The sequence below is a fragment of the Mammaliicoccus sciuri genome (genome assembly GCF_002901825.1).
Taxonomy (GTDB): domain Bacteria; phylum Bacillota; class Bacilli; order Staphylococcales; family Staphylococcaceae; genus Mammaliicoccus; species Mammaliicoccus sciuri.
In genome coordinates, this window is the sequence record NZ_PPQD01000018.1 from 334428 (window position 1) to 347932 (window position 13505).

Annotated in this window: 14 protein-coding genes; 3 read left to right on the forward strand and 11 right to left on the reverse strand. The window is 32.5% G+C overall.

Features of this window, described 5'->3' with window-relative positions; genetic code table 11:
- The first annotated feature begins 71 nt into the window (after positions 1–71).
- The 3 genes from CD035_RS06125 to CD035_RS06135 are packed head-to-tail and all read left to right on the forward strand — an operon-like array spanning position 72 to position 3012.
- Positions 72–1163 (forward strand): efflux RND transporter periplasmic adaptor subunit, encoded by a 1092-nt coding sequence (locus CD035_RS06125; RefSeq protein ID WP_048541548.1) that lies wholly within the window; start codon positions 72–74, stop codon positions 1161–1163.
- Complete coding sequence (locus tag CD035_RS06130) at positions 1160–1840, forward strand: ABC transporter ATP-binding protein (protein WP_048541546.1); 681 nt, start codon at positions 1160–1162, stop codon at positions 1838–1840. The genes CD035_RS06125 and CD035_RS06130 overlap by 4 nt, the downstream gene beginning before the upstream one ends.
- The gene (locus tag CD035_RS06135) at positions 1837–3012 is read left to right on the forward strand and encodes an ABC transporter permease (protein WP_048541545.1); all 1176 of its coding nucleotides are present in this window, start codon (positions 1837–1839) and stop codon (positions 3010–3012) included. The genes CD035_RS06130 and CD035_RS06135 overlap by 4 nt, the downstream gene beginning before the upstream one ends.
- Before the next feature lie 60 nt (positions 3013–3072).
- Here the strand turns inward: CD035_RS06135 and alsE are convergent, their stop codons facing one another.
- From alsE to uxuA, 11 genes are all read right to left on the reverse strand, one after another.
- Positions 3073–3756 carry a D-allulose 6-phosphate 3-epimerase gene (gene alsE / locus CD035_RS06140; protein ID WP_048541542.1) on the reverse strand — a complete coding sequence of 228 codons (684 nt, stop codon included), beginning with the start codon at positions 3754–3756 and terminating at the stop codon, positions 3073–3075.
- Between the two features lie 14 nt (positions 3757–3770).
- Positions 3771–4871 (reverse strand): PTS fructose transporter subunit IIC, encoded by a 1101-nt coding sequence (locus CD035_RS06145; RefSeq protein ID WP_048541539.1) that lies wholly within the window; start codon positions 4869–4871, stop codon positions 3771–3773.
- Between the two features lie 16 nt (positions 4872–4887).
- Entirely contained in the window at positions 4888–5340 is a 453-nt protein-coding gene (locus CD035_RS06150) for a PTS sugar transporter subunit IIA (protein ID WP_048541537.1), read from the reverse strand.
- A 12-nt stretch (positions 5341–5352) separates the two neighbouring features.
- Positions 5353–5664 (reverse strand): PTS fructose transporter subunit IIB, encoded by a 312-nt coding sequence (locus tag CD035_RS06155; protein WP_048541535.1) that lies wholly within the window; start codon positions 5662–5664, stop codon positions 5353–5355.
- 15 nt (positions 5665–5679) lie between these two features.
- Positions 5680–6063 (reverse strand): PTS sugar transporter subunit IIA, encoded by a 384-nt coding sequence (locus CD035_RS06160; RefSeq protein WP_048541533.1) that lies wholly within the window; start codon positions 6061–6063, stop codon positions 5680–5682.
- Positions 6056–7540 carry a BglG family transcription antiterminator gene (locus CD035_RS06165; protein WP_048541531.1) on the reverse strand — a complete coding sequence of 495 codons (1485 nt, stop codon included), beginning with the start codon at positions 7538–7540 and terminating at the stop codon, positions 6056–6058. The genes CD035_RS06160 and CD035_RS06165 overlap by 8 nt, the downstream gene beginning before the upstream one ends.
- A 230-nt stretch (positions 7541–7770) precedes the next feature.
- A complete protein-coding gene (locus CD035_RS06170) occupies positions 7771–8775 on the reverse strand; it encodes a zinc-binding alcohol dehydrogenase family protein (protein ID WP_048541530.1) in 1005 nt (334 codons plus the stop codon).
- A gap of 21 nt (positions 8776–8796) precedes the next feature.
- Positions 8797–10296 carry a tagaturonate epimerase family protein gene (locus CD035_RS06175; RefSeq protein ID WP_048541527.1) on the reverse strand — a complete coding sequence of 500 codons (1500 nt, stop codon included), beginning with the start codon at positions 10294–10296 and terminating at the stop codon, positions 8797–8799.
- Positions 10297–10321: 25 nt separating this feature from the next.
- A complete protein-coding gene (locus CD035_RS06180; RefSeq protein WP_048541526.1) occupies positions 10322–11569 on the reverse strand; it encodes an MFS transporter in 1248 nt (415 codons plus the stop codon).
- A 24-nt stretch (positions 11570–11593) separates the two neighbouring features.
- Complete coding sequence (locus CD035_RS06185) at positions 11594–12427, reverse strand: SDR family oxidoreductase (protein WP_048541524.1); 834 nt, start codon at positions 12425–12427, stop codon at positions 11594–11596.
- Entirely contained in the window at positions 12420–13502 is a 1083-nt protein-coding gene (uxuA, locus tag CD035_RS06190) for a mannonate dehydratase (RefSeq protein ID WP_048541522.1), read from the reverse strand. Before uxuA ends, CD035_RS06185 begins: the two co-directional genes overlap by 8 nt.
- Positions 13503–13505: the final 3 nt, after the last annotated feature.

Below are 13505 nucleotides of genomic sequence, written 5' to 3' on the forward strand. Positions count from 1 at the left end.
TTATTTTTTATTGTTCCTAACTGTGGTAACATTTCCCATGTGAGAATAAAAATATATAGGAGTGGAATAAGTTGAAGCGTAAATTATTTTGGATAATCGGGATTATCGTTATCGTTTTGTTAGTTGTTGTTGCGCTTATTGTAAAACAAACGACAAATGACACAGACGATAAAAATGACGGTTATGATACATATAAAGTTAAAAAGGAATCTCCTTTAAGTATTTCTGGTAAGGCTGCACCTACTAAAATTAAAACTTATAACAATAATGATCAGTTAGGTGAATTTGTGAGTACAGTTGTTGAAGATGGTCAATCTGTTAAACAAGGTGATCAATTGATTAACTATAATGTGAATGATCAAAAGCGCCAAGATTTACAAGATAAAGTAAATGCTGCACAAAACAAAGTTGATCAAGACTACCAAAATATTAATCAGCAACCGAACAATAATGATTTACAAAACACTTTATCTAAAGATTTAAATACATTAAATGATGCTAACAAACAGTTATCGCAGTACAATCGTCAAGTAAACGAAAGTATGTATGCTTCATTTGATGGTAAAGTCGAAATGGAAAATGATAATGACGCTAACAGTGGTGAAGCGATTTTAAAATTAGTCGCAAGTGAACCTCAAATCAAAACTTCTGTATCTGAATTTGATATTACTAAAATTAAGGTTGGCGATGCAGTTAATGTAACGGTGAACAGTACTGGCGAACAATGTAAAGGGAAAGTGACAAAGATTTCTGAATTACCTACAAGTTACGATGATAGTAACCAAAGTGAATCGATGAATACTGCAGATCCAGAAAGTGAAACAACGCAGACATCTAATCCTGTTTCTAATAATCCAAGTGTTGGTAAAGGCAACTCTAAATATCAAGTAACGATTGGTAAATTAGACATTTCTGTACGTAGTGGTTTCTCAACTGAAGGCGAGATTCCTTTAGATACGATTAAATTACCTAAATCTGTATTAACAAAAGGTAATCATGTATTTGTTGTCGATAAAAATCATAAAGTTCATAAACGACATATTAATATTAAACGACAAAACGGTGAAATCTATGTTGAGAAAGGACTTAAATCTGGCGATAAACTGATCATTTCACCTAAGAAAACATTAAATAATGGTGAAAAGGTTGAGATAGCATCATGATTAATTTAGTTAATGTGAATCGACACTTTAAAAACGGAGAAGAAACAAATCATATATTGAAAGATATTAATATATCTATTGATACAGGTGAATTTATCGCGATTATGGGACCTTCAGGTTCTGGGAAAAGTACACTAATTAATATTTTAGGGTTTATAGATAGAGGATACACAGGTGAATATCTGTTTGATGATGAGAATTATCAACAAGTTTCAGATAATAAGCTTGCCTTTATTAGAAATAAAACAGTCGGTTTTGTCTTTCAAAATTTTAAATTGATACAAAATAATACGATTATGGAGAATGTTAGTATCCCCCTATTATATTCAGGTATGTCTTCAAAAGAACGTAAACAACGTGTTGAATCTGTCTTAAAAGACGTTGGAATAGCAGATAAAAAACATCTTGTACCGAATAAATTATCGGGTGGTCAACAACAACGTGTCGCCATCGCGCGCTCGATTGTCAACAAACCTAAATTCATTATCGCTGATGAACCAACAGGTGCGCTTGATTCTCAAACTTCTAAAGATATTATGGATTTATTTGTACGACTTAATCGCGAACAAAATACAACGATGATTATTGTTACGCATGATCGTCAAGTAGCTGAACAAGCTGATCGCGTGATACACATATTAGATGGTCGTGTTCAGCGAGAAGAGGTGATAGAATGAAGAACTTACCGAATATCATATCAGTCTCTCTCAAATCTATCATGAAGAATAAACGCCGTAACATCTTTACGATGATTGGTATTATTATCGGTATAGCTGCCGTCATTACCATTATGTCTTTAGGTAATGGTTTTAAAAAGACGGCATCTGATGAATTTGCTGATACGGGTGCGAGTAAAGGACAAGCTATGATTAGCTTCATGCCTGAAAATATGGAAGGCTCTAAAGAAAATCCATTCGACAAACAAGATATTGAGCTCGTCAAACAAATAGATGGTATCACAGATGCTAAAATTAAAGAAGATGACAGTCAAAGTTATGGAGCAAAAATGACCAATTCACAAAAGCAATCTGACATCAATATCTTTAAAAAAGACCATGTCGACAATACATCTGAAGGTAAAGGGTTCACACAATCAGATAATGAATTGAAAGAAAAAGTCGTCACAATCGATCAAACGATCGCTAAAAAAGCGTTCAAAGGTGACGCGATTGGCAAGACGTTATTTATAGATGACCAAGGATTTAAAATTGTAGGTATTGTCAATAATCCTATGTATGAAAATACAGTCAATATGCCTAGCGAAACATTCAATCGATATATGGGCGACTTAAGTCAGGAACTTCCACAACTTGAATTAAAAGTAGATAACGATGATAACAAAAAAGAAATCGCTAATAAGGCAGCTAAGCTCTTAAATAAAAGAGGTTCAGGCATGAGCGAAGGTAGTTATCAGTATTCAGATATGGAAGAAATCATGAAAAGTATCACACAAGTATTCGATGCGATTACGTACTTTGTTGCAGCAGTAGCAGGTATTTCATTATTCATTGCGGGTATAGGTGTGATGAATGTTATGTATATTTCAGTCGCTGAACGTACAGAAGAAATTGCGATAAGACGTGCGTTTGGAGCTAAAGGTCGAGACATTGAAATTCAATTCTTAATAGAAAGTATCGTGCTATGTCTAATCGGTGGCATTATAGGATTAATCGTAGGTATCTTGATTTCTAAACTTGTAGAAGCCGTTACGCCTGATATGGTTCAAAGTGTTGTGAGCCAAGGATCTATTTTACTAGCTGTCGGCGTTTCAACATTAATTGGTATTGTATTTGGTTGGATACCAGCAAGGTCAGCATCTAAGAAAGAATTAATAGATATAATTAAATAGTTTAAATATAATTTAACCGCCACCTGAGTTGTCGTCCAACTCAGGTGGCGGTATTATTAGTTATACTTCAGTTAATGCATTATTAAAGTCTGCTATCATTTTGTGCCATGCTTCGTCAATACGTTCATCTAAACCGAATAGCCCGCTTCTTCCCAATATATAAATATCTGGATTGGCTTTTTGAATTTTACTAAATGTCTTTTTATTTGAAGAACCATCCATTTCAATTAAATATTTGTATTGATGTTCATCTCTTAACTTTCTTAATTCTACTATTTTATCTAATGTTTCATCGATAAATTTTTCTCCAGCAAACCCTGGGTCAACGGTCATAATTGTGATCTTATCTAAATATTGAATATATGGTTTAATCACTTCAATGGGTGTTTCTGGATTTAATACGACCCCTACTTTTTTACCTTGATCATGAATCTTATGAATCAATCGGTAAGCGACACCATTGACGACTTCTGCATGTATACATATATAATCTGTATCTACTTTTAATAATTCATCCACCCAAAATGAAGGCTCCATGACCATTAAATGTGCAGAAATGGGTACGTCAGAAATTTTCTTAACTTGTTCAATAAACCAAGGTGAAAGTGTAATATTCGGGACATAATGACCGTCCATAATATCTATATGATAAGATTCTACGTGCTGATTCAAAAATGTAATCTGCTCGCTAAATTTATCTAAGTCCATCGTCATTAATGATGGTGAAAACTTTACATTCTCCATATGTTAAACCTCCATTAGTATACTTTAATATCGCCTAATTCTATGTCATCTTCTTCGATTTCATCGACCATTTCTTCTGATTCATTTACAGGTTTTTTAAGTAGCACAAGTACTAGAGCCGTAACAATAACATTTGCTACGATAGCGATGACGAAACCTAATGGCTGAGACATTGTTGGAATTGCCAACATGCCACCAAACGGTACTTTCGAGTCAGCGTTCATCACCATTGAAATCGCGCCACCTACTGCACCACCGATTCCTGTAGCAATAACACATCTAATAATGTCATTTAAAACAATCGGTAAGACGCCTTCTACAATTTCAATAATCCCCATTGGGAATGCTGTTTTTAATGTTTCTACTTCTACTTTTTTATAAATATTTTTACGCATTAATCTTCCAATCCAATATGCAAATGCGAATCCAATTGGTGTAGCTGTGTTAACGACAATCAATGCTGTTATAGGTTCATGAATACCTTGTGCTTGTAAAGTTAATACAAATGCAAATACTGTCTTATTAATTGGACCACCATAATCGACACTTGCTAATACTCCGATGATAATGCCATAAATTAATTTAGAAGTACCGCTGAGTGATTGCAAATACTCCGTTAAAATATGCGTAAATTGTGTAATTGGCGCGCCGATTACATAGACCATAATAAGCCCACCTATAAGTGAAGCGATAAATGGAATTACAAGCATGGGCATTAAGCCTTTTGCCCAATTTGGCATTTTGATATATTTAATAATTAATACAACAAGATAACCTGCCAAGAAGCCACCTATTAAACCTCCGATAAAACCTGATCCAACTGCATTAGCTGTTAAACCAATAACGAGTCCAGGTGCTATACCCGGCTTATCAGCAATTGAATAAGCGATACCTGTTGCAATAACGACTGGTAACATACCCAGTCCAGCTCCACCAAGTGTTGCAAGTACATCCCAGAATGAATAGCCAGTCTTCGTTAAATCTGTTGATGAATCTCCGCCTAACGCCATCCCAATTGCGATCATGAATCCCGCTCCACATACAACTGGAATTAAATAAGATATTGCCGTAAGTAAATGACCTTTTAAATTCAACTGATTAAAAAATGTTTTCACGTTATCTCCCCCTTTGTTAGTTAGATAAAATTGCTACAACTTCTGTTTTATTTTTAGAATTTAATAATTGTTCAATCACTTCATCATTACTCAACTTTCTTGCGATTAATGATAAGAGTTTCAAATGTTCTTTAGAATTGTCGTTATCTTCACCAACTGCAAGTAAAATAACGACTTTCGCACCTGTATCATCTAAAGATGGCCACTCTACTTCATCTTTTAAGACGCCAATTGCAATACCAACTTTGTTAACGCTACTACTTTTCCCATGTGGAATCGCCACAAAGTTACCAATACCTGTTACGCCTTCTGACTCTCTTTTATAAACCGCTTCTAAAAATGCTTCTGAATTGTCTATATATTGTTCTTTATCAAATAAATGAACGAGTGTTTCTAAAGTTTCTTCTCTATTATTTGTCTCAAGTTCTGTTAAGATTGTGTTCTCATCTAATACATCTATTAAATTCATATGGCATCTCCTTTATTGTTGTGAAATTTGTTCGATTTTTTCTATTAATTTATTTGGAGATTTTATTGCGACATCTGTCGGTATTTCGATGACTTTTTTACCTTCAAATCTTTCTTTAGCGCTTACCTTTACATCTACAGCAAGCAACACGATATCAGCTTGTTTTATATCTTCAGATGACAATTCATTTTCTACACCAATTGTGCCTTGTGTTTCGATTTTAATATTATGACCTTTCTTTTTAGCTGCTTTTTCTAACTTTTCAGCTGCGATATATGTGTGTGCAATACCTACTGTACATGCACAAATACTCACGATATTCATATTTCATTCCTCCAATTATAATAATGATTCTACAAAGTCTTCGTCTGCTAAATTTCTCATAAATACTTGAATGTCTTGCAATACTGCTTGATCTTCTTGTGGTTTAAGATTTAGCAAAATAATCAATTTCAATGACTGGTCATGCCAATTGATAATATTTGTCTCACTTTTAATTAAAAATATTTTAGTCTTTAAAATGTTCTCACTTTGAATGTGCGGTAAAATCACTTCTGGGAAAATTTCAATATTCCCATGATGTTCTCGCTCATGTACCTCTTCAATAAAAACACTTTCAGACTGAATGTATCGATTCTTCTTTAACTGACTACCTATTTCTTCTATGACATCTTGATACATTGTGTTAGTTGTATTAATTTCATAAAATAACGATTCATTCATTGTGATCACCTAACATTTCTATCATCTTTCGCAATTTGATTTGATCATTCTTATTAAACATTGCGCTGATGACTACGATTGGAATTTGCTTTACTTCAGGTATATGAACAGTTGAAATAATCAAATCTATTTTATGCAAGTCATCTTCTTGTAAATCAAAAGAAGATTTAACATCTACAATCTCAATTTCAGGTACATTTCTGTCTATTTTTGTTTTCAATAATTCAGAAGTACCTATGCCTGTAGTACATGTAATCAGTGTTTGTATTTTCTTCGGATTTCTCTCAAGTTCTTTCGCAAAATACAATGTTAAAAAGCCTATCTCATCGTCATTCATCTTTTTAATATGATACGTTTCAGAAATTTGATCTGAAATCTGTCGAATAACTGTAAATACATGTGGATATTCAATTTTAATTTGTTCTATTAAAGCATTTCTAACATTTAACCCATGTTCAATTCGATTTAGCATCGGTTTAATATGTTTAAGAAGTTGTTGCTCTAAATCAATATTTTTAAATGATTGATTTAATTCCTGACTCGCACCATCTATCAATGCATTTGTTATATCGATGACTCCTTGTGAATATTGCATGTCTTCTTGATTATGCTGAACATTTTGCGTTTCAAATCTAGAAGAAATGAGATATTCAAACAAATAAATTCGTTCATTTTCAGGTAATTGAGTATGAAGATATTGTTCAACATTGCCAATAATCATGTCACTCATTCTATAAAATGATTGATACTCATTTTTTAACTTTATCAATTCAGCTGTCTTTCTATCTTTGTCTTGTTTAATCACACCTCTTTTTCTAAAGCGCATGATCAAGATATATAAATGAGAGAAAATGTTCACATTATAAGGATAAGGAATAATCATATCTTTATAATTCTCAATCTTATTAATTTGTTCTTGAACAAAATGTGCATCTTTATCTTCATTTTGATCGATAACATTATATGCAGAGAAATTAGACAGTTGCCCATCTCCAATAAGTTCTAACAATGCATTTCGAATATCACTTTCATCACCGTTTATAGATAAATGACGATTCTTTCTTTCTAAATTTAAATTAAAACGTTTTAACATCTCTTCAATTTTTTTCTCATCTGTGTTCAGAACACTCTCAGAAATATAATAACGTTCGATAATATTAAAGATAGATATCGATTTAGGGGAGATTAATAATAAATCTTTTATCATCATATTTCGTCTTTCAATAGGAGAAAACAAATCATTTTGATAAAGTTGCCCCGTTTCGAGCTGTTCAATATATTCTTTATCATCAATACGATAGCCCTTACCTTTTTCAGATATAATAAGAGGCTCTTTATAATAATCATTTATACGTTTAACAAGTCGATAAATCGTTTTAGTAGAAACATCTAGATGTTTAGCCAATCGATTTGAATCGACAAATGAATGCGCATTTAATAAGTAATGAATTAACTTCTCTTGATTATCACCTTCCATGACTTTTACAACCTCCCTGTAGCTTTATCATAAAACAAATATATGTAAGCGTTTTACTTTTGTTTGTCCATTACAATAGACATTAAAATATCATTCATTATAAACTATCGCGTTACTAAAGTAATGAATTAACTTCTTTTACACTTCTACATCTGTAAAAAGCCTGCATACCAATTAAAATTGCGCACAAAAAAACTCACTTTAACAAAATTGCTAAAATGAGTTTAAAATTATAGTTCTATAAGTGTTTTGTTCGTTTGAAACTGCTCTTGCTCAAAAAATTCTGGGACATCTCCGAATTTAATATGTTTAGTAAAATAGCTTTCTTGTATTTTACCTTGTCTAATTTGCTCAATTACAAATTCAAAATCATCTAATGTCGCATTTCTACTTCCCATAAGTGTTATTTCTTTAGCATGAAAATCTGGGTCTACAAATTCAATCGTGTCTTTAACTAAACCGACATAGACTATTTTACCGCCATGATTAACGTAATTAAATGCTTGTTCCATAGACTTCTTGTTACCAGTTGCATCAAACACAACTGTTGGATATTCATTATCATTTACTGAAAGAATGTCATCAATAATGGAAGGACTAACTACTATAGTTTCATCACACTCCGACCATTCTTTACAAAATTCTAATCTTTCAGCACTAAGATCAACTACAATAACCTTCGCACCTTTTAATTTAGAGAAACGAGCAACGCCTAAACCTATCGGACCAGCTCCAACAACCAATACTGTTTCACCTGATTGAACATCTGCTCTATTAACGCCATGTGCACCAATACTTAAAGGTTCAATCATAGCAGACATATGAATCGGTAAATCATTAACTTTAATCACATTTTGAGCTGGAACTGATAAATATTCTGTCATACCTCCATCACTATGTACACCGATTACTTCTATGTTCTGGCAACAATTCGTCTTATTATTACGACAAGCTAAACATTTTCCACAATGGACATAAGGTATGATTGTGACTTTATCATCTTTCGAAATATCTTCAACATTTTTCCCAATCTCTTTAACGATCCCTGACAATTCATGTCCTAATATTCTAGGATATTCAAAAAATGGCTGATTACCACCATATGCATGAATATCTGTTCCACATATTCCAATATGTTTTACATTAATTAATATATGATCATCTTCTATGAAGATTTGTTCTTTAGTTTCTTGAATAATCATTTTCCCAGGTTCTTCACAAACAATTGATTTCATATTATACACTTTCTTTCATTTTTATTTTGAATTAAAGTTCAATAGTTCCAAATGTTTACCAATATGATTTTTAAGCAATTCAGCATATTCATCTTCATATTTTACTAAAACGGCATATATATCATCTTTAAAAATATAGTGACCATTATCATTTTTAACAGTCAGAAGTAACCCATATGAGACATGTAGGAGTTGTCTCGCATTATCATCTTCTAAATAAGATTGATATTGCGTTTCAGTTAATTGCTCAATTGGCTTTATATCTTCAATATTAGGCGTGATGTGATAATATTTTTGCGTTATCGCAAAATGATCCAAAGCATATTGATGTATATTCCTATATAGATTCGGTTCATGTATGGCTATTAAGCGCACAGCTTCTAACCAGTTAGTACCTGCTGTTTTTAGATGGAAACGTTTATGCGTCTTTTCACTTATTAAAGGAAATACAGAAAATTTATCACTACCTGAGTGAATGCTTAATTTATATTTAAAATAATCTGCAATATAAGCATGTACTTCAAGTTCTTGTTCAAACTGAGCAATATCACCAATATAATCTATACCTTTTTGAAATTCTCCACAAAACCTTGGTGCTAAACTCGTCACTTGCACGTCTTGATCATATAATTCCTTTGATACGAAAAAGTGATCAAAAGGTGTTGTAATAGTCATTGTTTCATCAATAGAAATTTCAAAATCAATATCTCTATCTAAAGGCTCGATGTAAGTTTTGTATATATAAACCATGTATTCGATTGCTTTATGATAAACGACAACAACTTTCATAAGTTCATGTTTATCAAACACCAAATCATTATGTTCGATTTGATAAGACTTACCTAAGTACTTATCTTCATAGTATTGCTTTATCTCTTGATTAAACGGTTGATAGGCAGCTTCTACTTCATCATGATTGTCTAAATCAACATCATTTCTAATGTAATCAGAACAATCTAAAGTTAACATCGAAATACCGAGCTCTAATTCATGTTTAATATCGCTTTCTTCTTTAAGATGATCACCATCTGCACCGTAACCATCTGTATAACCTGCTTGTATAACACTGTAAGCTGCTGAGTCGATAACATCTTCCATTTTTCGATTTGTTAAATCTAATTCTCGAATACTTTGTTGTGCAAAAATAGGTCTCATTTTAGAAGTTCGTACTGCTTCAACATGGCCAGGTGTCGCAAGACCTAATCTATCACCTAAACCTATCGTTGTTTCATTCTGACCAAATGCTCGCGGTTTTGTAAATTCAAAATATTGATTTAACACTAATCTATTTTCATGAGTTAATGGGCACAATTTAGCATCATTACCATATTCTTCACCATTAATATCTTGAAATAAATGATCATTACCAACTGCTAATAAATACTTTTCGTTTTCAGCTTTAATCATGATAATACTTGTATTTTTTTCTTTAAATAGAGATTTTTTATATACTTTTATGATTTCTGATTCTGGTAATTCATCTTTTTTCACAGAAGAAATAATCTGATGTAATCCTTCCATTATTTCACCCATCCTTTACTCGATTTTATACGCTTTCAGGTTTTACAATTGGTTTAACAAAGAATATAACGGCGATAGAAGCTATCACTGCTAATCCACCTGCAAGTAGAAAGGCAGCTGTGTATGTTCCTGTTGTTTGAATAATATAACCTGTAATAGTTGGACCAACAATACCAGCAGTATTTGCTAATAAATGCATAAAACCACCAACAGATCCAACATTATTACTATCTACAACATCCTGTACAATCGCCCAATAAATTGCGCCTGTTAAATATAAGAATAAAACAGATAAGGCAACTAACGTTACAGCACCCGCAGTTGTTGTGACTATTCCCGAAATACCGATACACACAGCTGAAAGGAATAAACAAACAACTAGGACAACTTTTCTAGAGAAAAGCACACCTTTTTGAACAGTATGTTTATAAACAAAGTCTGATACTATACCACTCATTGCTAATCCTAAAAATCCTAAAACCCATGGTATGACAGTAATTAAACTCATGTTTTCTATACTTAAGTTTCGAGCATCAACTAAATAACTTGGGAACCATGTTAAGAAGAAGAATAAAATATAGTTATAAGCAAAGAAAGCAAATGCTGTAAAGAGCACAGTTGGATTCTTTAAATAATATCCTAATTTAAATGTAGTAACTGGTGCTATATCTGCTTTTTCATCAATTTTAGTTTCTTCAATATAATCTGGTTTTTCTTTCGCAAAGAACCACCAAGATATAGCCCAAATTAAACCAATGACCATAATAGCTACGAAAGATACTCTCCAACCTAAATGTAAAGCGATATATCCAACTATCGGACCTGAAATAGCACCACCAAGAGGTGTACCACTGTTTGCTAGTCCTACAGCTGTTGCACGTTTTGAAGGTGGATACCAGTTATTGACCATCTTATTAATCGTTGCACTTAATGGACCTTCACCCATTCCAAACAATATTCGGACAATAAATAAACTTACAAATCCGACTACTAAAACAATCGCACCACTAAATAGTGACCAAACAATCATTGCAACAAACAATGTGATTTTTGCACCAAATTTATCAGAAGCTACACCACCGACAAAGTTGAAAATTGCATAACCAATTGAAAAACTACTAAAAATAATACCCATTTGACCTGGTGTTAATTTTAAATCCTCTTGTATAAATGGTGCTGCTACTGAAAGTGCAGAACGATCTAAATAATTGATAACACCCGCTAAAAATAGAAATATTAAAATAATCTTGCCATTTCTACCTATTTTTCCCATGCTTCAATCCCCTTTATATGTTTATTAAACGCCTGAGTATGCCATAAACCCGCCATCAACTGGTACAGTAATGCCATTTACAAATGATGAATATTCTTTATCTAATAACCATAAAATCGTACCGATAAGTGCTTCTGGTTTTCCAAATTCTCCAAGTGGTGTTTGGCTTAATATTTTTTCTGAACGTGCCGTCAGACTTCCGTCTTCATTTAATAATAAGTCTCTATTTTGTTCTGTTAAGAAAAATCCTGGTGCTATCGCATTGACTCTAATATCTTCCTCTGCAAAATAAACAGCCAACCACTGCGTAAAATTATTAATGGCAGCTTTTGCTGCACTATATGCTGGGACTTTAGTCATTGGTGCATAACTGCTCATAGAAGAAAAATTAATAATACTGGCATGCTCTGACTTCAGTAATTCTTTACCGAATACTTTAGCAGCAACAAATGAACCAATAAAATTATTATTAAATACATGTTCAAATCCACTTTGTTCTAAATCGAAAAAGTTCTTTTTATCTTCAGCATTATATGATTCTGAATCTGTAATAGCGTCAGGGTTATTACCACCTGCACCATTAATTAAATAGTCAATTTTTCCAAATGCTTCTAAAATTTCATCTTTAGCTTTTGTAAGAGATTCTTCATTTGTCACATCAACTGAATAGTTACGAGCCATACCACCTTCAGCTTCTATTTCTTTAACAACTTCTGCACCTTTATCATAAGTACGATTTAAAATGGCGATTTGCATGCCTTGTTTGCCTAATTCTTTCGCAATTGTTCTACAAAGAACTCCGCTGCCACCTGTAATTACAACAACTTTATCTTTTAAACTTTCATGTTTACTAAACATTTTTACCAGACTCCTTTTCAAGTTGATATGCATCCCATAATCCATTTAAGTACATAATACCTAATGCTCTATCATATAATCCGTATCCTGGACGGCATTCTTCGTTCCATAAATGTCTGCCATGATCTGGTCGAATATACCCTTTATAATCTGCATCTGATAAATGTTTCATAATTTGTGAAATATCAATATTACCGTCTTCTGTAAAATGAGAAGTTTCAACAAAACTGCCATTTTCATAGATATGAACATTTCTAATATGCATAAATGGTGCATGCTCATGATATTTCAAAGCAATTTCTGCCATATCATTATCTTTACTAGCACCCATAGAACCTGTACATAACGTAATCGCATTATTTGGGCTATTATTGATTTCAAACATTCTCTCGTAACTATCTGCGCCAGTTATAATTCTTGGTAAGTTAAAAATAGAATACGGTGGATCATCTGGGTGAATTGCCATTTTAATCCCACAACGTTCTGCAGTTGGAATGATTGCATTTATAAAGTAAGCAAAGTTATCCCATAATTTTTCTTCATCTATATCTTTATATGCTTCAAATAGTTCTGAAATTTGATCTAATTTTTCTGGTTCCCAACCTGGCATTGTTAGATTTTTACTCGCATTTGAAACAGTTTCTATTAATTCTTTCGGATCTAAATTTTTCACTTTTTCATAATCAAAATAAAGTGCTGTAGAACCATCTTCTAATGGATGGAACATATCTGTTCTAGTCCAATCAAATATTGGCATGAAGTTATAACAAATAACTTCCACACCATATTCAGCTAAATTCTCAATTGTTTGTTTATAGTTTTCAATTAATTCATCACGTTCACTATTACCTAATTTAATTGATTCATGAACATTTACACTTTCAACAACTTTTGCATTAAATCCATGTGATTCAATATATTCAACTTCATCTTTAATTTCTTCTTTTTCCCAAACAGCACCAACTGGCTTTTCATGAAGTGCCCATACAATCCCAGTTGTATTAGGTATTTGTTTAATATCTTCTAATGTAATTGTGTCATTGTTTCTTCCGTACCAACGAAATGTCATTTCCATTTT

Coding starts and splice junctions, on each gene's coding strand:
- CD035_RS06185 (WP_048541524.1), bottom strand. CDS start 12,427: ATGTTTAGTAAACATGAAAGTTTAAAAGATAAAGTTGTTGTAATTACA.
- CD035_RS06180 (WP_048541526.1), bottom strand. CDS start 11,569: ATGGGAAAAATAGGTAGAAATGGCAAGATTATTTTAATATTTCTATTT.
- CD035_RS06135 (WP_048541545.1), top strand. CDS start 1,837: ATGAAGAACTTACCGAATATCATATCAGTCTCTCTCAAATCTATCATG.
- CD035_RS06155 (WP_048541535.1), bottom strand. CDS start 5,664: ATGAATATCGTGAGTATTTGTGCATGTACAGTAGGTATTGCACACACA.
- CD035_RS06170 (WP_048541530.1), bottom strand. CDS start 8,775: ATGAAATCAATTGTTTGTGAAGAACCTGGGAAAATGATTATTCAAGAA.
- CD035_RS06130 (WP_048541546.1), top strand. CDS start 1,160: ATGATTAATTTAGTTAATGTGAATCGACACTTTAAAAACGGAGAAGAA.
- CD035_RS06160 (WP_048541533.1), bottom strand. CDS start 6,063: ATGAATGAATCGTTATTTTATGAAATTAATACAACTAACACAATGTAT.
- alsE (WP_048541542.1), bottom strand. CDS start 3,756: ATGGAGAATGTAAAGTTTTCACCATCATTAATGACGATGGACTTAGAT.
- uxuA (WP_048541522.1), bottom strand. CDS start 13,502: ATGGAAATGACATTTCGTTGGTACGGAAGAAACAATGACACAATTACA.
- CD035_RS06165 (WP_048541531.1), bottom strand. CDS start 7,540: ATGGAAGGTGATAATCAAGAGAAGTTAATTCATTACTTATTAAATGCG.
- CD035_RS06150 (WP_048541537.1), bottom strand. CDS start 5,340: ATGAATTTAATAGATGTATTAGATGAGAACACAATCTTAACAGAACTT.
- CD035_RS06175 (WP_048541527.1), bottom strand. CDS start 10,296: ATGGAAGGATTACATCAGATTATTTCTTCTGTGAAAAAAGATGAATTA.